Source organism: Pseudomonas sp. No.117, from assembly GCF_054558395.1.
The window spans coordinates 147,514-165,821 of record NZ_BAAJNP010000007.1 but is presented as its reverse complement, the minus strand read 5'-3'; the positions used below and the strand labels follow the sequence as shown (position 1 = coordinate 165,821).

21 protein-coding genes and 2 pseudogenes are annotated in these 18,308 nt (G+C 61.9%); 2 read left to right on the top strand and 21 right to left on the bottom strand.

Annotation, left to right across the window (positions count from 1 at the left end; all coding sequences use genetic code 11):
- Window positions 1–10 precede the first annotated feature (10 nt).
- The 3 genes and pseudogenes from ACYJP6_RS17975 to ACYJP6_RS17965 all read right to left on the bottom strand — a co-directional run bounded on the left by ACYJP6_RS17975 (window position 11) and on the right by ACYJP6_RS17965 (window position 2,840).
- Window positions 11–803 (bottom strand): annotated as a pseudogene (locus tag ACYJP6_RS17975) (SDR family NAD(P)-dependent oxidoreductase).
- Window positions 804–862: 59 nt separating this feature from the next.
- Window positions 863–1,954 (bottom strand): alkene reductase, encoded by a 1,092-nt coding sequence (locus ACYJP6_RS17970; protein ID WP_044340878.1) that lies wholly within the window; start codon window positions 1,952–1,954, stop codon window positions 863–865.
- Window positions 1,955–1,994: 40 nt separating this feature from the next.
- Entirely contained in the window at window positions 1,995–2,840 is an 846-nt protein-coding gene (locus ACYJP6_RS17965; protein ID WP_044340877.1) for an alpha/beta fold hydrolase, read from the bottom strand.
- A gap of 128 nt (window positions 2,841–2,968) precedes the next feature.
- Here ACYJP6_RS17965 and ACYJP6_RS17960 point away from each other — a divergent pair, with 128 nt between their 5' ends.
- A complete protein-coding gene (locus ACYJP6_RS17960) occupies window positions 2,969–3,550 on the top strand; it encodes a TetR/AcrR family transcriptional regulator (protein ID WP_044340876.1) in 582 nt (193 codons plus the stop codon).
- A gap of 76 nt (window positions 3,551–3,626) precedes the next feature.
- Here the strand turns inward: ACYJP6_RS17960 and ACYJP6_RS17955 are convergent.
- The 14 genes and pseudogenes from ACYJP6_RS17955 to ACYJP6_RS17890 all read right to left on the bottom strand — a co-directional run.
- Window positions 3,627–4,706 (bottom strand): annotated as a pseudogene (locus tag ACYJP6_RS17955) (HAL/PAL/TAL family ammonia-lyase); the annotation flags it as partial.
- A 108-nt stretch (window positions 4,707–4,814) separates the two neighbouring features.
- Window positions 4,815–5,210 carry a hypothetical protein gene (locus tag ACYJP6_RS17950; protein WP_312381042.1) on the bottom strand — a complete coding sequence of 132 codons (396 nt, stop codon included), beginning with the start codon at window positions 5,208–5,210 and terminating at the stop codon, window positions 4,815–4,817.
- A gap of 143 nt (window positions 5,211–5,353) precedes the next feature.
- Window positions 5,354–6,007: a DsbA family protein gene (locus tag ACYJP6_RS17945; RefSeq protein WP_459476463.1), complete on the bottom strand. Its 654-nt coding sequence runs from the start codon at window positions 6,005–6,007 to the stop codon at window positions 5,354–5,356.
- Window positions 6,008–6,039: 32 nt separating this feature from the next.
- Complete coding sequence (locus ACYJP6_RS17940) at window positions 6,040–6,351, bottom strand: hypothetical protein (RefSeq protein WP_459476461.1); 312 nt, start codon at window positions 6,349–6,351, stop codon at window positions 6,040–6,042.
- Window positions 6,348–9,266, bottom strand: coding sequence for a conjugative transfer ATPase (locus ACYJP6_RS17935; RefSeq protein WP_459476459.1), 2,919 nt, complete (start codon window positions 9,264–9,266; stop codon window positions 6,348–6,350). Before ACYJP6_RS17935 ends, ACYJP6_RS17940 begins: the two co-directional genes overlap by 4 nt.
- Before the next feature lie 131 nt (window positions 9,267–9,397).
- The gene (locus ACYJP6_RS17930; RefSeq protein ID WP_459476457.1) at window positions 9,398–9,844 is read right to left on the bottom strand and encodes a TIGR03751 family conjugal transfer lipoprotein; all 447 of its coding nucleotides are present in this window, start codon (window positions 9,842–9,844) and stop codon (window positions 9,398–9,400) included.
- Window positions 9,822–11,336 carry a TIGR03752 family integrating conjugative element protein gene (locus ACYJP6_RS17925; protein ID WP_459476455.1) on the bottom strand — a complete coding sequence of 505 codons (1,515 nt, stop codon included), beginning with the start codon at window positions 11,334–11,336 and terminating at the stop codon, window positions 9,822–9,824. Before ACYJP6_RS17925 ends, ACYJP6_RS17930 begins: the two co-directional genes overlap by 23 nt.
- On the bottom strand, window positions 11,320–12,219 hold the full coding sequence (locus ACYJP6_RS17920; protein WP_459476453.1) for a TIGR03749 family integrating conjugative element protein: 900 nt from the start codon (window positions 12,217–12,219) through the stop codon (window positions 11,320–11,322). The genes ACYJP6_RS17925 and ACYJP6_RS17920 overlap by 17 nt, the downstream gene beginning before the upstream one ends.
- Window positions 12,216–12,872 carry a PFL_4703 family integrating conjugative element protein gene (locus tag ACYJP6_RS17915; protein WP_459476451.1) on the bottom strand — a complete coding sequence of 219 codons (657 nt, stop codon included), beginning with the start codon at window positions 12,870–12,872 and terminating at the stop codon, window positions 12,216–12,218. The genes ACYJP6_RS17920 and ACYJP6_RS17915 overlap by 4 nt, the downstream gene beginning before the upstream one ends.
- On the bottom strand, window positions 12,869–13,249 hold the full coding sequence (locus ACYJP6_RS17910) for a TIGR03750 family conjugal transfer protein (protein WP_027597907.1): 381 nt from the start codon (window positions 13,247–13,249) through the stop codon (window positions 12,869–12,871). The genes ACYJP6_RS17915 and ACYJP6_RS17910 overlap by 4 nt, the downstream gene beginning before the upstream one ends.
- Before the next feature lie 15 nt (window positions 13,250–13,264).
- Entirely contained in the window at window positions 13,265–13,630 is a 366-nt protein-coding gene (locus ACYJP6_RS17905) for a TIGR03745 family integrating conjugative element membrane protein (RefSeq protein ID WP_263258780.1), read from the bottom strand.
- Window positions 13,631–13,648: 18 nt separating this feature from the next.
- The gene (locus tag ACYJP6_RS17900; RefSeq protein WP_027597905.1) at window positions 13,649–13,888 is read right to left on the bottom strand and encodes a TIGR03758 family integrating conjugative element protein; all 240 of its coding nucleotides are present in this window, start codon (window positions 13,886–13,888) and stop codon (window positions 13,649–13,651) included.
- Window positions 13,885–14,169: an integrative conjugative element protein, RAQPRD family gene (locus tag ACYJP6_RS17895; RefSeq protein WP_459476868.1), complete on the bottom strand. Its 285-nt coding sequence runs from the start codon at window positions 14,167–14,169 to the stop codon at window positions 13,885–13,887. The genes ACYJP6_RS17900 and ACYJP6_RS17895 overlap by 4 nt, the downstream gene beginning before the upstream one ends.
- 175 nt (window positions 14,170–14,344) lie before the next feature.
- The gene (locus ACYJP6_RS17890; protein ID WP_459476448.1) at window positions 14,345–14,674 is read right to left on the bottom strand and encodes a DUF4177 domain-containing protein; all 330 of its coding nucleotides are present in this window, start codon (window positions 14,672–14,674) and stop codon (window positions 14,345–14,347) included.
- Window positions 14,675–15,003: 329 nt separating this feature from the next.
- Here ACYJP6_RS17890 and ACYJP6_RS17885 point away from each other — a divergent pair, with 329 nt between their 5' ends.
- Complete coding sequence (locus ACYJP6_RS17885; RefSeq protein ID WP_459476446.1) at window positions 15,004–15,243, top strand: hypothetical protein; 240 nt, start codon at window positions 15,004–15,006, stop codon at window positions 15,241–15,243.
- A 63-nt stretch (window positions 15,244–15,306) separates the two neighbouring features.
- On the opposite strand, the gene ACYJP6_RS17880 is transcribed toward ACYJP6_RS17885, so the two are convergent.
- The 4 genes from ACYJP6_RS17880 to ACYJP6_RS17865 form a co-directional block, all read right to left on the bottom strand.
- Window positions 15,307–15,525, bottom strand: coding sequence for a hypothetical protein (locus ACYJP6_RS17880; protein ID WP_459476444.1), 219 nt, complete (start codon window positions 15,523–15,525; stop codon window positions 15,307–15,309).
- A gap of 29 nt (window positions 15,526–15,554) precedes the next feature.
- Window positions 15,555–15,818 carry a hypothetical protein gene (locus ACYJP6_RS17875; protein ID WP_459476442.1) on the bottom strand — a complete coding sequence of 88 codons (264 nt, stop codon included), beginning with the start codon at window positions 15,816–15,818 and terminating at the stop codon, window positions 15,555–15,557.
- Window positions 15,819–15,973: 155 nt separating this feature from the next.
- Window positions 15,974–17,437, bottom strand: coding sequence for a UvrD-helicase domain-containing protein (locus ACYJP6_RS17870; protein ID WP_459476440.1), 1,464 nt, complete (start codon window positions 17,435–17,437; stop codon window positions 15,974–15,976).
- 108 nt (window positions 17,438–17,545) lie between these two features.
- Window positions 17,546–18,292 (bottom strand): TIGR03747 family integrating conjugative element membrane protein, encoded by a 747-nt coding sequence (locus ACYJP6_RS17865; protein ID WP_459476438.1) that lies wholly within the window; start codon window positions 18,290–18,292, stop codon window positions 17,546–17,548.
- Between the last annotated feature and the right edge of the window lie 16 nt (window positions 18,293–18,308).

The following is an 18,308-nucleotide window of genomic DNA, read 5'->3' as shown; positions in this document are numbered from 1 at the left end:
CTTCTCGTACTCAGACGACTGAATCCGGTTCCGCCAGATAGCGGTTGGCAACATGCGCCTGACGGATGTCGCCCACAAGCAGCTGCCGGGCGACATCCAGTGCCGTCCAGTGAGCGGCGTCATGCAACGCCGGTATCGTGACCAGTTCCCTCCGATCGTAGCCTGCCAACCCCGCGTCGACGAGTTGTTCGACGTCCATAAGATGGGGCAGTGTGTTGATATCAATGCCCGCACGGCCCCATATCTCGGTACGTGTGCCGGCGGGAAGCAGCGCCTGCACGTAAACGCCTTTAGGCGCGAGCTCGAGGCTGAGCCCTTGGGACAAAAACAGAACGAAGGCCTTCGTTGCGCCGTAGACGGACATACCAAACTCAGGCGCTAGGCCGACCACTGATCCGACATTGACGATAGCCCCTTGGCCCGCGGCCGCGAGCCGCGGTGCGATGGCGTGTGCAAGCACGGTTAATGCGGTGACGTTTAACGTGATCAGGCGCGTTATGTCCTCGGTTGACTGTTCGTTGACCAGACAGAGCAGCGCCAGCGTTGTTGATCAGAATCTCGATAGTTGCGTCTTCACGTAGACGCTTTTCGACTTCAGCCAGATCTGCAGCGCGCGTGAGGTCTGCCTGGATGATGTCGACCTTGCTGTCTGTTTCGGCGGTGAGCCGAGCTGCCAGGGCATCCAGACGCTCATGGTCTCGAGCGACGAGCACTAGGTCGTGCCCGCGGCGAGCAAAGCGGTTTGCATAGACGGCACCGATGCCGATCGACGCGCCTGTAATAAGAACGGTGGAAGAGGTCATGGTTATCTACTCGGAGTGTTAAGAAATTTGAGCGCGGATCTCTGCGAGGTGTGTCGTGCTCAGGCGCTCGCTTCAGCGAGAGTGGCGTAGTCGGTGTAACCCTTGGATCCGCCGCCATAGAGCGTTGTGGGGTCGAGTGGCGTCAGAGGTGCATTGTTCTGCAGTCGCTCTACCAAGTCTGGATTGCTGATGAAAGGCCGGCCGAAGGCGATTAAGTCCGCCTTGCCTTGGGCGATTTGCGCGCTGGCCAGCTCGTAGTCATAGCCGTTATTGGCGAGATAGGTGTTCTTGAAGCGGCTGCGCAACGCCTCATAGTCGAATGACGCGCTGTCGCGAGGTCCGCCGGTTGCGCCCTCCACTACGTGCAGATAGGCGATGTCCAGCGCACTGAGCTGTTCAGCGATGTAGTCAAATTGGGGTTGAGGATCACTGCAGCTCATGTCATTGACCGGCGAGACCGGGGAGATACGAACACCTGTGCGACCAGCGCCTATCTCCTTTGCTACTGCTTCTGTGACGTCCAGCAGCAGGCGAGCACGGTTCTCAACGGTGCCGCCATAGGCATCGTTACGGGCGTTCGCGCCGTCCCTGATGAACTGATCCAGCAGATAGCCATTGGCGCCGTGGATTTCCACTCCATCGAAGCCTGCGCTGATCGCGTTGGCAGCCGCCTGGCGAAAATCTTCAACAATGCCAGGAAGCTCCGCTGTCTCAAGCGCCCTAGGTTGCGAGACGTCGGCAAACCCATTGTTCACGAACGTCTGCGTCTTGGCGCGAATGGCTGAAGGTGCAACGGGGCTAGCACCTTGAGGATGGAGATCCACATGTGAGATGCGTCCAACATGCCACAGCTGGACAAAGATGCGTCCCCCTTTGGCGTGTACTGCGTCGGTCACTTTTCGCCAGCCTTCGATCTGCTGCTGCGTGTAAAGACCAGGCGTGTCTTGATAGCCCTGGGCTTGCGCTGATACCTGAGTAGCCTCGGTGATCAGCAGACCTGCCGTAGCCCGCTGACTGTAGTAGAGAGCTGCATGCTCACTAGGCACCAGGTCCGTGCCGGCTCTGTTGCGAGTAAGGGGCGCCATCACGACCCGGTTTGAAAGTTCTATTGAACCTAGGGTGTAGCGCTGAAACAGGATCTGGTCGGTCATAGCAATTCCTCTCTGTAAAAAGCGGGTGAAGACAGCGAACTCACTCATTCAGAAACTGCGTCGCGTGCTTCAGAAAGCGTTCTGGATATTGAAAATGGGCTCCGTGGCCGGCGTCGGGGTAAAGGAGCAGTTGTGCGTCGGGAATGTTCTGGGCGAGATGCCAGGAATTGATCGATGGAATCATCACGTCGTTGACGCCATTGAGGATCAATGTGGGCTGCGTGATCGAGCGGAGAAAGGCGTAGGGATTGGCAGCTTGCAGCGGTCGAAGATAGGCGGCATGGGCCTCAGCTTGCGCTTGAGCAACGGCCATCGAGCTAGGGGGATCCTGGTCAAAACGCTGGTGTCGGCGGTCCCAGAATGCCAGGCCAGCTTGTCTCGCTGACGCCGAGCGACCAAAGAACAAGTAGAGGAAGTCTTCGGCTTCCGGTACCGGCTTTGGCGCCACCTCTAGGACCTTGGGCTCCATTTTCGGATCGCCGCCCCTTAGGCCTGTCCCCAGCAGGAGGAGCTTGCGAACCAGTTGGGGATGCCGCAGCGCGACCTCTTGCACCTGCAAGCCACCAATAGAAAAACCAAGTAGGTCTACCTGGGGTAGCCGCATCGCACGAATAACGGAGGCTATGTCGTCCGCCATGTCCTCAATTCGATTGCGTGGTACGCCGGTTGAAGACGCGACGCCTCGGCCGTTGAGCAGGATGACCTCACGCGTTGCAGCCAGCCCGTCGCTGAGCATGGGATCCCAGTGATCCATACCTCCACGAAAGTGCTGGATGAGCAGCAGCGGCGGTTGATCAGTGGCGGTGTTACCCCAGCGCCGGTAGGCGAAGGAATCTGCTCCAAGCTCTATGAACCGGGTCGGAGCGGTCAGGTGTGTATGGCTCACATCGGCATCCCTCAGCGAAAGAGGGCTTAATGATGTCAATCGTAATCTAAGTCGTCAATAATTTTGATGATGATCGACATCAATGTATAGTGGCCGTGCAATGAGGGTTATGTCTGAGGAGGTAAAACGTGAAGGTGTCCAAGGCGCAGGCTCAGGCGAATCGAGCGCACATTGTCGAAACCGCATCACAGCTTTTCCGCGAGAAAGGCTTTGATGGTGTTGGCATCGCCGACCTAATGGCTGCTGCTGGGTTTACCCATGGTGGGTTCTACAAGCACTTTCTCTCCAAGGCTGACCTAATGGCAGAGGCTTCTGCCTGTGGCATCGCCCAGAGCTCAATCAAGGCCGAGGGAGTAGATGCTGAAACATTCGTGAACCACTACCTGTCCCGCTCGCACCGAGACAGTCGCGGAGATGGCTGCACCATGGCCGCACTCTGCGGGGATGCAGCCCGGCAGGACGCCGCGACCAAGGCAGCTTTCGCGGCTGGCCTCGAAGCTATGCTCGCTACACTAGCTGGGCCATCAGAAGGGCCTGAAGGTATGGCTGAGGCTAGATCTCGTGCGGTGCACCTGAGCGCGGTTGCCCAGGTTGTGGGCGCTTTAATGCTGTCGCGGGCTTGTCCGGATGATTCACCCCTTGCCGACGAGATTCTGGACGTGTGTCGCGAAGCTGTTATCTCGAACCGGCAGTCGGCGGCAGGTGAGTAGGCGGCCGGGCCATGCATACAGTCTTTCGATGACGTGCAGTACTGCCGGCCGCCTATGCTTCATCCGCTTGGCGCCTTCACGCCATACCAGGTAGTACCTCAACTGCGTTGGCGATATCCGGTGCTACCCATCGATGCTGTTCGTACGGTGGTACCACGCCGGGCAAGCGCTGCCACGTTGCTGCGGTGCCTTCGCCGAAGCGACGCGCCTTCAGACACTAGAACGCCTGGGCAGCCAGCAGGTACTTGATGCCCAGGATTCGAGTGCGATTTTCAATTACTCGCAAGCGCTTGAGTGATGCGCCCGTTCCCATGCTGAGATGGTCCTCTTGGAGCGCTGATGTCATGAAGTTTTCCACTACGGCCGGTTGGGCCAACTGGCGATTTTCACCGGCATGGGAGGCTGCCACGTACTGGGCGATCATCATCGCTGAGTTCACGCCGGGATGCGGGACCAAGAACGGCGGCAGACCGCTGACCATGGGATTTACCAGGCGATCAAAGCGTCGCTCGGCAATGCCGCCGAGCTCGACCAGAGCGATGGCTAGCTGGTCGGCTGCCATTGCGACAGACTCGCCATGGGGATTGGCCTGGGATACCACGCGATAGTCATTCGGCGTGCCCAGCACCAGCGGATTGTCGGTCGCCCCCGCTAGTTCTAGGTTGATCTACTGCTCGGCATGCCTGAGTTGATCGCGACAGGCACCATGCAGCACCTGCGGGATCGATCTGATACTTAAGGCATCCTGAGTGCGTTCGCCTTGGAAGCTTGCGAGCACCTCACTGTTAGCCAGCAGGGCTCTCAGATTGGCGCCTACCTGTTGCATACCGGGGTGGGTTTAAGAGCCAGCACCTGTTCGTCGAACGCATCGAGTTGACCGCCGAGGGCCTCGAAGCTCATGGCACCGATCGGGCAGCCCACTTTACGAGGTTGTGGGCATCGGCCAGGGCAAGACAGCTCAGCCCCGTCATGCAGGGCGTGCCATTGACCAGGCTCAGGCCGTCCGTGGCACCAGTACCAGCGGCGGCTGTTGTGCGGTCTGCAGAGCATCGCTGGCGCTGAGGATGCGTCCGCCCCAACGGACTTCGCCGTAACCTAGCAGGGCCACTCCGACATGGGCCATGTGGATGAGGTATCCCACTGAGCCATCGCGAGGTCTGGCCGATATTTAAAAGCAGCGAACGGCTGCTATGGGTCGATTGCTGTCATGCGCTATTTCGGTAATTTCAGAACTCCACAACGATTTCGAAAGCCGGCGTCTGCTTCAGGTGAGATGTCTCAGCGCTGCTAATGCGCTGCCTACGGCCACCTGGTGCAGGTGTTTCTCTTCTCGCCGTCCCTGCCAATAGCCTCGGCGTTCGGCATACCGCATCGCAAGGGCGGTATCTCCTCGGCGAAGGGTAGCCAGCACCTGTTCATCCGCGATGTCACGAAAGAGGGTGAAGAGCAATCGCTCGGCCGATTCCATTGCTTCCCGCTCACTGCCGTAAGACTCCTGATGTTCATAGGCGCCCACTCGGAACAGCCACTGTTGACTGGATCCCTGGAGGACTCGTGCCAGCTTGATGGGCGGAAGTGCGCTGCCGGCTTCAAACGCGATCCTCAGCTTCGGTACTTCAGCGGTGACGCAGGGGAGGGGGATATCAGCGGGATTGCTCATCGGAATTGCCTGGCATTAGGGAGCGGTGGTGCGGGGAGTCGCGGCGTTGCATCTCGGCATCGATCATCCGCAGCAGATGGGTGAGGCGGCTGTTGAGCCGCCGTAGGGTCCGATCGGAAAGGCTGGCCAGCCAAGGGGGGACGTCATTGGCGCTGCTGCGCATCCGCATCTCCCTGACTTGCCAGCCAATCCATGGCCGATAGCATGCCGGCCTCGTCAAGCATTGCTGGAAGCCGGATCGTACGGCCGGACCGATTGTCACGGAGCTCGAAGGTCGGGGTGGCATCGATCCGCTTCTGCGCTGCGGTTGCGGTCTGCTCAGCCACTACCTGCCGCACTGTCGTATTGTCCTGGATGCACGCCTGCAGGTGCTGCAGCGATACGGCTGGTTGCAGGCCGAGTTGTTCGATCGGCACTGCCAGGCCGGCACCGTTGCCACGGCTGTGCTGGTAGACCGCTTCGACCGCCCGCCAGAACACCGGATTACCGCCCAGCCATCCCGCACACGTGACCAGCCGTGCTTCGTACTGGGCCGCATCGCCGTGCATGGGCAGCGGCAGGTGATGCCACTGCCAGTTCAGCGCTTCGTGCCGATCGATCAGCTGCTTGACCTGCGGGAAGGCTTCCTTGCAGTAAGGGCATTCCAGGTCGCCGTACTCGATCAGCGTGAAGCGGGCTTTGGCATTCCCATAGATGAACGTCGGTGGCTCAGGAGTAACTCGTGGCTCTACTGCTGCGAGCCATCCAAAGAGGTGCCATAGGACATAGAGCAACACGGCCAGCAGTATGAGTGCCATTGCTGCTGGTTGCCGAGATACAGCTCCCCTAATCATGCCGAAGCCTCATGGGCAGAAGGCTGATCGAGTTGCCGGCCCAGCACGTCGCGATGCAGCACCTCCAGCAGCGCCTGTTGTGCGTCATCCGGCTGCGGATGTTTGGCCAGCCAGTCCTTGAGCGCCGTGTCCAACTGGACCACTATCTCACGGCGATCCACCGCGCGTGATTTCACTGCCTGCAGGTTGCTGATCAAGACCGGCGCACAGATCTGCAGGGCCGTGAGCGTCTCCGGCAGATGTGGCTGCCGAAGCAAGCCGGTCAGGCTGTCGATGAGGTCCTGGGTGAATTGGTCCATCACTCTCATCGCCGGGCTCCTCGAGCCGGTGGCAGCTGGAAGGGGTAGGGTTCGATCCCTCGCAACCGGTCCAAACGGGCAGCGACGGCCAGCGCGGCGCCCAGCTCGTCGGTGCCGAGCTCTTCCATCAGCTGGGCGCGCTCCGCCTTCTCCTCAGGCTCGGTCATAGCCAGGGCCAGATAAAGACTGGGCGGTACCGCACGGAACAGTGTCTCCATCGACTTGGAGAGCACCACGCCTTCGGTATAGGCGCCGCTCTGTTTGCGCGCCGACAGCATCAGCTCCTTCTGCGCGGTACTCAGGTTGCGGAATTTGGAGATCTTCTCGACTTCATCCGGCGGCATGTTCAGGCAGATCCACCACTCGATCATGTTGAGCATCGGCGCGCCGGAAATCGGGATGTCATCGATGTTCTGAGTCGCCAACCAGAACCAGGCGCCGAGCTTTCGCCACATCTTGGTGATCTTCATCGCATAGGGCAGCAGGAGCGGGTGCTTGGTGATGATGTGGCCTTCGTCGGTCAGCTTGATCAGCGGCCGGCCCTTGTACTGGTCACGCTCAGCGATGTTGTTGATCGAGTTCAGCAGTGAGATGTAGGCGATGCCGAGCTGTGCCTGATAGCCCTCACGGGCGTAGGTGGCAAAGTCCACGACCGTCAGGTCGGCTTCGGGCCAGGGCGTGCCGGGCCGATTGAACATCTCACCATCTGCGCCCATGCAGAACATCTCCATGGCTTCGGCCATCTCCTGCAGGCGCTCCCGGCGCTGCGCTGGCAGGCGTTCGTCACGCGAAGCTTCGCTCAGTGCGTCGCGCACATCTTGGGTGAGCACCGTCTTCTCTGCCTTGGAGCAGGCTTTGGCGGCATTGATGATGGCGTGCCGGATGGCAGCGCGGTCGGCGCGTGTCATGCGCGCGTCTTCTTTCTCTTCGCCGCCGGTGATCATCAGGCGAGCCACGATCTCCATCTCGCCGAGCACGTCGCGTTGATCGTCCTCCAGGTCGGGCTTCGGGCTGCTGGCTTTGTCTGAGGCGTCGAGATCCTCGGCATCGAGCACGGCCACGTGAGCCGGATCCTCAGCCAGACGGATGGCGTCGGCGAAGGGCGCCAGGCTGACCCCGGCGCCGGGGACCAGACGGACCTTATGGACGGTCAGGCCGAGACGCTGGGCAAAGTCCGCCAGCAGCCCGAAGCTGTTACCGGCTTCGGCCACGAAGATGCGCGGCCGGTAGATGGCCAGCCACTGGATCAAGAGGTTGTTGAGCGTCGCCGATTTGCCAGCACCGGTAGGACCGAAGACGAAGCCGTGTGCATTCATCTGGCGATCGAGCTTGCTGAGCGGATCGAAGGTCAGCGGACTGCCACCGCGGTTGAATTGAGTGATGCCCGGATGTCCCGTTCCGGTTGAGCGGCCCCAGATGGGCGCCAGGTTGGCGACATGCTGAACCAGCATAAGCTGGGTGTACCACTGCAGCGCCCGCGGCTGGTTGGGATCGAAGTTGCCGGGCAGCCAGCGCAGGTAGCTGTTGAGTGCAGCCACCTCATCCTCAGGCCGCACAGGCTCGATACCGGCACTGGTCAGGGTGTTGGTCAGGTGGTTGCAGCGCTGCTCCAGCTCATGCTCGTCTTTACCCCGCACATAGAAGGCCACGCTGCCTTGGTAGAGCTTGTGCTTACGCCCGATCAGCTGGCGGGCGTCCTTGATGGCCTCACGGGTGAGGGCAGAGGCCTGGTTGTCCCCAACGGCCTTCTTGTGCAAGTTGTTGAGGTGGGCTTCGAGCGTGTCTTGGGGCGTGGCCACCAGCGTGATGGCCAGCACGGTGTCCTCGGGCATCTCATCGAAGAGGGCATGCAGGGCATCGCTAAAGCTGCGCTCGCCGGTCATGTGGCCGGTCATCGGCGCGTTACGCAGCCGATCCAGCATCACCACACGGTGGGGCTGGCCATCGAAAAACCACAGGCCCTTCTGCGCATCCGAGCGAGGCTCGCGGTACATTAGGCACTGGGAGAAATCAGTCCCACTGGCCAGGAAGGGAATGGTGCCTTCGGCCAGCAACTCGTCCTGGTCGAAGGCGCTGTTGACCACCTCGAAGAACCGCTGCTGGTCCTTGGCCGAGGTGCCCAGGTGATCCGGGCACGGATTGAACCACTGCAGGAGCCAGTGGCGAATGGCGCGCTCGTCCATGCGATGAGCCGTCACGCCGGCGTTGCGCAGGGCGCCGGTCAGCCGGCTGCAGATGTTCGCAAGGTAGGCGGCAGGTGCCTGCCCCCTGACCAGACCGTCGCCGATGCTGCGGCGGGAAACGACCATCCGGACGCGCCGATGCTGACCACGCCAGGGCAGGTGGGATACGGCCGTGTCGGTGAAAAGACCGCCAGGCTTGGCGATGGCATGCAGGTGGTGCTTCATCAGGCTCTGATAGAGCTTGGTGAATTCGGAGCCACGGGCGCGCGGCTGGATGTAGTTGGCCAGGCCGGTGAGATAGCCATCGAACTGGATCTCGTCGAAGGCATAGAACTGGATGACCCAGGGACTCTGCTCCAGCTCATCGAAGGCATCCTGCAGGGCGTTCTCCAGGGCGTCGCGGGCCTGGCGAAGCCAATTGGCTTCGCGGCCCTCGGTGCCTATCGGCACCAGGTCGAAGAAGGCGGCCAGCGACTTGCCGTCTTCCAGCAGCATGGCCTGGTGCTCGGGCAGGTATTCGACCCAAGGCAGCAGGTTGGTGAAGCTGGGATTGACGTCGTAGAGCCTGGCCACATCTGCCACGGTCGCCGGTTTTTCCTTGCCCGTCATCCAGGCACCTGGCTCCGGGATACCGTGAGCTCTCAGGCGATCCAGGTAGCGCTGGTAGGCGGCTTCCTCGTCGACCTCGAGGGCGCGGGTGGCACGGATGGATTCAGGATGAGGACCCGCTGTAGCGGGCATCGAAAGGACCGACTCAGGTTCTGGCACATGCAGCTCTGGACCCGGATCATCCATTTGATCCGATTCCACTCTGGGTTCGGCTGCAACAGTGTTAGCCGCCTTGCGGCCACGCAGGCGTTCGAAAATGCCCATCAATAGTTCTCCACCCGCTCACCGGGCATGGCGTACTGCACACGCTGGTAGAGCGGGAAAACGGTGGTATAGCCGGGGATGGGTGCCGGGTCGGAGCCGGCCAGGTGCGGGAAGACGTACATGACCAGGTCCGGATTGGGCAGGCGCTTGAACTGGCTATAGATCTCGTTCTGCGCGGTGCGCGAATAGCCGGCGTTGTCAGCCAGCGGCCGAGCCTGGGCCGTGTCCACAGGACGGCGCAGCTCTGCCCGGGCATCGACGAGTTGGCGACCCTGGCTGCTGCCGGCGGAACCGGTGGTACCGGCGTTCCAGACGTCCATCATGGTCTGGTCGCCATGGGGGAGCATTTTCTCCTTGTCGACCGCGCAGCCGCTGGCCAGCAGGGAGAGGGCCAGGACAGCCGCTATATGAAGTCGTGTGCGATTAATCGAGGGCAGCCGAGGCATGGCGAGCTCCTGTCCGATAGTCGACCTTGCGGCCCCTGAGTTCGTAGTCGATGGCCAGCTCCTGGTCGAGGTGGATGGCCACCTTCGCTCCGGGCTGCACGTAGACGGCGGCAAAGGCCTGGCCGTAGAGCTTGTTCACCCAGGTGGAGATGTCGCTGACACCCTGGTTCAGGATCTTGCCCATGGCCTCGTTGCCGGACATACCGGTCGTGCCGATGGTGCCGTTCGGGGTCTGGACATAGCTGGAGCTGGTACCGTCGTTCTTGATGAGCGAGGCGGCGCCGGCGCCGGCAGCGGTGATGAGCGCCTGGGAGCCGATGTACTGGGAGGCGTTGCTACGGCGCTCGCCGGCGATGCAGGGGATGCCGTACGGATCGCTGATCCAGCCCATGCCACCCTGAACCGCAGCGGGCTGGCCGTTGGTGGAGGCGTTCTGGTTGTTCTGGCCGTTGTTCTGTTGACCAGCGTTTTCCTGGGGCGCCGGCAGGGTACGCACGGTGCCGTCGGTGAAGACGAAGGTCATGCTGCGGATCTGGCCGCGCACGCAAGACAGCGTCCAGTCGCCCGAGGCCGTCCCGCTCACAACGGCGCCGGCGACGTCGGGCAGGTCGATGCCGTTGGCGGTCAGGTTGTCGGGGCCGATCAGGACCTTGAAGGGGTAGGGATCATTAACCGTGCCGTCAACCGGCACGCGGCCCACCAGGGCGGTCATGGACACCGAACCCATCAGCGTCGAGTTCTGCGGCAGGGTGTAGACCTTGCGGACCTTCTTACGGGACTGCTCATCACTGCCCATGCCATCGGCTGCGCGCTGAGCGCCACCTGAGGCAGCATCCAGCGTTTTCTGGCCAGCGGCGCCGAAGGCGGTCGGGAAGGCGAAGCCGCTGGCGGCCTGGCCGCTGCCGGCAGCAAGGGGCTTGCCATTGGCGTCGACTGCGGTGCCATCCTGCGGCTCGATCCAGACGAGATCCGAACCGCCTTTCTTGAACTGATTGCCTTCCCCAGGGGCGATGCCAAGTCCGATGGGCATGTCGGCGCTGGAGCCGGTACCGCTGCCCGTCTGGTTGCCCATCTGGGACAGGGTGTTGAGCTGCTTCTGCAGACCATCGAACAGACCCTGCGTCTGCTTCTGCTGGTTCTCAAGGCCCTGGTTGATGCCCGCCTGGACGCGACTATCGACCGTGGTGTTGATGTTGCTCAGCTGGGCCTTGAGACCATCGTTCTCCCGCTTGGCCTCTTCGTTGTCCCTCAGGACCTTGTTCAACTGCTCTTTGAGCTGGCGACTTTCGACGACGATGGTACGCAGGGTGTCGTTGGCCGTGTCGCCCTCGATCCCCAGCGCCTTGGCCTGTTCAGGCGTGAGCTGGGCAGATTGTGGTTGCTCGGGCGTTTGTGGCTTGCCCTTACCAAGTAGGGTCACGCCGACGTAGACAACCAGGACCAGAACCCCGAGCAGCGCATACTTGAGGAGCGGATTACTTCTGAGCTGCATGACGGGCCTCCGCGGTGACGCGAGGATCTGCGGCGCCCAGGCTGGGCAGCAGTGACTGGCCATGATCCCGGGTGACCAGGTAGAGCACCGTGGTGTCGCTGGCATCGCCCCGGGCGCCGAGGTAGGGGTGCTGGAAGGTCGCGGTCGCGAAGTCGCCCATGAGCTCACGCGGATCCAGAGCGAGACGCTGGCCGGTCTGGTTGCGCAGCTTCACGGCGGTCACCCAGTGATCGTCCAGGCGCCAGGCGCCCAGTTGGCTTGCCTCAACCGGGAGCGCCGGCAGCAGCGTCGACAGGTCCAGGCGCTTATCAACTTTGACCTGGGCGACGCCCTCCACCGGCTCCACGGTGCGCAGCGGCGCATAGAGCATCTGGGCGGCGTAGCGGGTGAGCACGACGGGGATAGGTGTTTCACGCTTGGGTGGCGCCGGCTCGTCCTCTTCCTCATCGGCCTGGCGGCTGGCCTTGGCTGCCAATTTAGGCGCAGTCGCCGCGGGCTGACCGTAGCGAGTAGGCGTGGTGTCGCCCGGAACGATCTTGATGGGCTCAAGCGCAACCTGGCCTTCCTGCGCCGGCGTTGCGGCGATGTCGACCAGCATGATCTCGCCGGTCGCTGCATTCTGCAGCTGCAGCCGGCTGGGCTCGATTGGGTCTTTGGCCCTGAGATAGATCGCGCCGCCAGTGCTCTGCACCCTGAGCTTGTCAGCGATGGCAGGAGGGACGCCGACACGCACGTTGGCATCAACGAATAGGATCCGCTCTTGGCCGACCACGAGCGGGATGGCCATGGGGACGCGTTCCCATTTGCGGATCTCGATGGCCTGGGCAAGGCTGCTGAGCAGCAGGCCGCCCAGCACCAGGGCGAGAGAGTGGCGGGATCTCATGGTGTACCTCGAGCTTTGACTTCGACGCCGGCCTCGATCCGCTGTGGCTGACCGCTGTAGCAGTCCCACTTCATGCCCCAGGGGTTCTTCTCGGGATCGACGTCGGACCTGACGACATGGAGCGGGTAGCGGGTGAGCGCCGTCTTGACCTTCTCGCCACCCAGGTACTCGTTGGCAACGACATCCAGCATGACCGTCCACTCGCTATTGCCGAGCACCTGGACGCGGCGGGTGGGGTCGTCGCCGTAGCCTGATCCGGGGATCTCCGCGACATTGCGCACGCGTTTGCGCAGCTCGCCGCTGTTGCGTTTGAGTGCTTCGTCCCCCTCCAGATAGGCCTTGCACGAAGGGGTGATGAAAGGGGTCAAGCGGGCGATGTTGTCGCTGTAGTTCTTCTCGCCGTCAGATGGCCAGCTGTTCATCTGCTGGAAGATGTAGAAGGCGTAGGAATAGACCGACTCGGGAGGGATCTCCCACCAGGGGCGTGTGCTCCCAGAGCGTAGGTCCGGCGGGACGTGCACGGTCAAATCCTTGGGGGCGCTGTACCAGCCGTAGCCATTCCAGATCGCGATGCCGCTGACCAGGCCCAGGGCAAGGCGCAGGGTGGTGATATGGGCGCGCTGCGAATCGGACAGCTTCCACGCGCGGCTCATAGCCCCACCATCCGCTTGCAGGTCCAGGCACCACTGCGGATGACCAGGCGGCGACCTGCCAACCCCCAATGCGCAAGGCGCCACTCGACTTGGCGCCAGAGCCAGGTTTCCGGGCGGCCGCGCTTCCAACGGCGCAGGATCCGTCCTGCGGATACCAGGCCCAGGGCGCCACACGCCAGGGCGGCGAAGATCGGCATGGCCGGTGTGACGAAAAACGCAAACGGGATGCCGACTGCAAATCCAAATGCAGCACAGATGCCGACCGTGGCGAACATCTCGTCCGTGGTCAGGCCGCCGACGACGACGGGTTGGGTGTTGAGGCGATTCGGCAGGAAGCGAAGGGTGCCGTCCTCATGCAGGTCTTGGGTGATGTCCATCGGCGCCGTCCTGCCTTACATGATGCCGGTGGCTTTGGTGACGATGAAGATCACCAGGCCGATGAGGACGACGCCGATGGTCACCGTCACACCCAGGTCCTTCCAGGTTTTCTTGCCCAGGTGGATCTCGTGGTAGACGGTAATGCCGTGAGCCGCGACGACGATCAGGCAGAGGGCGCACAAGGCCAGCGCGAACAGCGAGATGAGGTCAAATCCGTAGTTTTTCAGTGTCTCCAGCCAGGTAGACCCTTCGCCTCGCGAGGGGGCTTGGGCTTGAGGAAGGGCGGCTTGGCTAACTGCTGGAACTAGCACAGCGCTGGCCAAGACAAGCTGAGTTTTGGAGCGAACGCCGAGGGCGAACAGACGTTTGAGGGACAGCATGGATTTCTCCTCGAGGGGTTAATGCAAAATGAGCCAGGACAGCACGCAGTAGAGGAGCAGCCCACGAATGAGGGCGCCCTTGGCAGCGGCGGCTTTGAGGTTCTGGTTCGCCCAGCCCTTGTAGAGGCTGATGGAAAGCCAGGCGAACCAGATCGTGGTGATGGCCATGGCCACCGATAGCCAGAAGGTGTTGCTGGCCGCCGGCGTAAGGCCGCTGGCCGCCTGAAAGGCAGCGGTCTGCGCGGCGGTCATGCTCATGGCTGGGCGCCTTCGCGCTGGTACTGGCCGGAGAGCTCGGCCGCATCGCGCGGCTGGGCACGGCTTGGGGCTAGGTAGTCCTGCAGGCCCTGGCGGATCCGAGCAATGTCGGCGGCGAGACGGTTGTAATCCAGGTGATAGCGGGAACTGCCATCGCTGGGCAGGTCAGCGCTGCGGCGGGCGACCGCCTCGACGGCGTTGAGCTGGCGGATCATCACGTCGACGTTGGCTTGCTCGCTGGCGGTGCCGGCGGCGTGAGCAGGGTGCGCCAGGAGGCCGATGGCGACGACTAGGCCACTGGCGAGACCAGTGCCGGCGAGAGGCTTGCGAGGGGTAGAGGACTGTTTCACAGCGGGGCCCTGGGCAGCGGGTTGATGCCGCACAGGATGCCGAGGGCCACCGGGGAGGTCAGCGGGAAACCATTACTGCACCCAAATAGGTTGCAAACCCGCTTGGTTACTGGATCTCCGAAGGGGTGATGAGGCGCTTGAAAAACAGCAGAAAGCCGGTGGCCACGGCGTAGCCTACGCCCCACCCCTGGTTGCCCTGGGCGGTCTGCTGACCGATCTGGGCGCGGCCTTCCAGCACCGGCTGCACGCTGACCAATTCCCAGCCGTCCGCGCCCAGGGCCTGCAGGCGAGCCTGCCGTTCTGGATCTGCCAGGAAAGCAGCGACGTCAGGGGTACCGGTCTGCTGTTCGTGCTTGAACATCAGCCACCCGCGCTCTTGGACGCGGTAGGTGAGGGGGGAGAATTCAGTGTGGTATTCGAAGCGGGCAGGGGACATGGACGGCTCCAGTTCGATGGGGTGGCCATCGTCCTGTGGCCCACTGCAGCCTCACCAGGCGAAACCGTATCTGGGTCTCAAGAGGTTACGATCAGGGCGTCGAACAAACCGCTTGGCTATGCTGTCTTCAGAAAAATCACGGGAGGTCGTATGACCGACATTGCGTTTCTCCCCGACGAAGCCAAACAACGCTGGCGGGATCTTACGATACATGGCGCATGGCGCTAGCGAAAGGATCGACCTTCAATGGCCGTTTACGCTTGATCGAAGCGACTGACCTTCTGGCAGAATCAGCCTGAACTCATGTTCAGATGGCATAGGAACCAACCATGCTGCCGCAATATCACGCGCGCTTTTCGAACTACGTCGCGGGCTACTTCCCGGAAGATTTTCACGTCGACGTAGCCTTTGCCGACAACGACGAAGAGACCCTGCTTATCAGGATTGCGACGCCTGGAGGCGATTTGGCGTCTTACGAAACAACGGCGGTTCAGGTGCTTGACGTCATGGCGATGGGAGACATTGCCACTATGCTTAAGACTCGCGTCGGATACACTCATGCCTGCTGACTAGGTCGTCTGCTAACTCTCCTCGGGAGGCGTCTGTGCAGCGGCTTCAGTATATGACCGGCTTCATTCGTCCGGCAGGGTCTTGCTCACCTCATCTACCACTTCGGCTACCTCCGCTGTTAGGGCCTGAAAAATCTCTGCGTCGATCAACTTCTCCAGACGGAGCGCTGCGATCCAGCCGCTGGCTACTCCATGGCGATACACCAGATCGCGCACATCACTGGCATCGCGTATCTGATCGATTTTTTTGCGGGCAGAGGCAACCATTCGTTCGCTATTCATCGTGATTTCCACCCAGCGTTCAGACTGGATCAGTTGACCAACTTGCGTAGCAGGGCTGTCTCGCCTTCCTCGATGTCCAACAGCGCGGTGCGCGCGTCCTCCGATAAGCCACTGTGAGTCAGATGGGCAAGCTGCACCAGCGTCATTAGCGCAATATGGTTTTCTTCAAACGCCTCAGCATCTTCAGCGGCAACATCGCCCTGGCTGCGCTTGGCGCTGTATTCCAGTACGTTAGAGAGGCAGTTGGTAGCGATGTCGATCAGCGTTTGCTCAAGCTGGGTGATCGTGCTCATGGGTCAGTATCCTCATCGCCAATAGCATTGGCGCGGTGAAGGTGGGAATGTTCCAGCGAACTGCTATGAAGTCATGGACCACCCTTCTCGGACCCTAGTGCCTAATCATTTCATCGACATCTTTTCCCCACCTTTCTGGGGAGACCAAAATCTACCTAGCGAACCGGTGCTATGCTTCCATGCAGCTCCTTGTATCGCTGCATGATGTCAATCACCAACGAGTTCACTGCAAGGATCTGCATGGCCCGGGTGACCGACACGTATAGCAGGTTCAGTTCATCGTCGCGGCTAGCCCGGTCAGTCTCCGGTGCGAGCGGATCCGCGCTGAAATCGTCGTAGAGCCCCACGAAGTCCCATTCCAGACCCTTGGCCTTGTGCGCTGTGGTCAGTGTCACGGTAGCGTCCAGCTCGCTGGCCACCGCGCAGCGCCGCAGTTGCTCAATGCGCTTGGGCAGGTCGAAGTAGGCTTCGATGATCCGCACCGAGCGCTGCATCTCCGGATCCTGGGTGGCCTTGGCGATCTCCTGGTACTGCTCGAAGTCACGGTAGTCGCGCAAGAGCTTCTTCTGCTGCACCAGGTCATTGCGACCTCGGCTGAACTGGAACAGGTCCTCGAGCTCGCGCAGGGAGTAGCTGTCGATCCCGCCAATCCAGAACATGCGGTGGCCACCTTGCTTCTCCAGGCGCAGGGCGTTCTCGATCACGCCGCTTACGGTGCGATGCAGCCAAGTCCGGTGTGCGAGGTCGTCCGGTAGCGTGCGTTTGACCAAGGTGCGCTGGCCGAGCCCCTGCAGTTTCACCGTTTCGCCCTTGAACGACAGGATAACGTTGGCCACGTGGGCCACCGCCGGGCCGAAGCGAAATGACTGGGTCAGGTAGTGCTTCTCGGCATCGGCCATCCATGCCGCGCTCAGGGCATCCTGGGCACCACGAAAGCGGTAGAGCTGCTGGTGGCGATCGCCGACCATGACATGGATGGTGCGCTGCCGCTGCACCAGGTCGGCGATTACCGGGTTCACGTCCTGGCCCTCATCGAGCAGGATGGCGCCGAAGCGGTTGGACAGGTCCGGGCGGCTCATCTGGTAAAGCTTGAGGTAGCCGTCGTGGGTGATCTGCACGCCGGCGTCCTGCAGGTCGATCATGCGCTTCCAGACGCTGATGGCCATGCCCACTACCTGGGTGATCCGTCGCTCCTGCAGCGGCGTCAGGCCGCGACCGTCGTAGCGGGTGAAGTGCCGGCCGTCCAGGGCCATGTCGGCACTGGCCATGAAGGTGTTGAGGGTGTTGACCACGTCCCTGGCCAGCTCCCAGTCCTGGGTATCCAGCACCCGGGCGACCTCGGTGATGCGCAGGTTGCCGGCCTGCTTGTGTTGGTACTGGGTGCCATAGACGGCATAGGCAAGGCCGTGGGCGGTTTTGCAGGTAACGTTGCGCGGAAAGCGATTCTTCGCCGCCATCTCCACCGACTTGTTGTAGCAGAGGTAGAGCATCTTCACGTCAGCATGGGCACTGGCGTAGCCCACCAGGGTGGTGGTCTTGCCGGTGCCAGCAAAGGCCTGGATCAGCAGCTTGCGGGCGTTTGATGCGATGGCGGGGGCTTGCTCAGGGGTCCACTGCATGGGGTAACTCCAGATCGGCTGGGACAGGGATTCAATACCACCCCTGTATACTGAAGGGCGTGCGGGCGCTCCTTGTGGCCAGGTTGCGGCCGCTGAGTAGGCCGGTGGCTACAGGTATTTCTTGAACGAGGCGGTCGTGAGGTTCACCGATAGGGCCAGCAGCGCTGCACACGGCAGCAGCACCAGGAGCGGGCTCACGCTGAACGGCAAGGCGAGGTACAGCGACCAGGGCAGCAGGGCCAGCGGCAGCATGGTGCTGCGGGCCTTGTGGTAGAAGTAGCTCGACTCGCGGCCCGCACTGAACTTGCGAATGTCTCGCCGCACCAGGCCGTCGATGAAGCCGACCAGGGCGGCCATGGCGAAGAGCGGCACGGCGAGCACCAAGATCACCAGGCGCACGCAGAACACCAGCACGGTGAAGAGGGCAGACAGGCCGTAGGTCTGCACCGTGGTGATGCCCTGCGCGGCCATGTAGCGCAGATCCAGCTCGCCGCGCGGGCCGGCGGCGGCCAACTGCTGCATCCCGGTCAGCCAGTGGATCAGCCCCGTCTTCATGAACAGCCAGTCATAGAGCAGCCCTACCAGCCAAGTCGCAGTGTGCCCGGGCTCCTGGACCACAACGCTTGTTAGAAACCCTTGGGACAGCCAGGCCAGTTCGTGATCGAGCATGCCCTTGGCATGGTGCCAGCCGGCCTCTGGCCAGAGAAAGTAGAGGCAGAGCCAGTCCACCAGGATGGCGCCGCCCAGGGACAGGAACATCACGCCGATGAAGTGAAAAGGGAAGCTGAGCACCGACCCGATGAAGGTCTGCTCCTTGACCTGTTGCTGCTGAGCACGCTGGGCGACGTCGGCCATTAGCGGCATCCTCCTG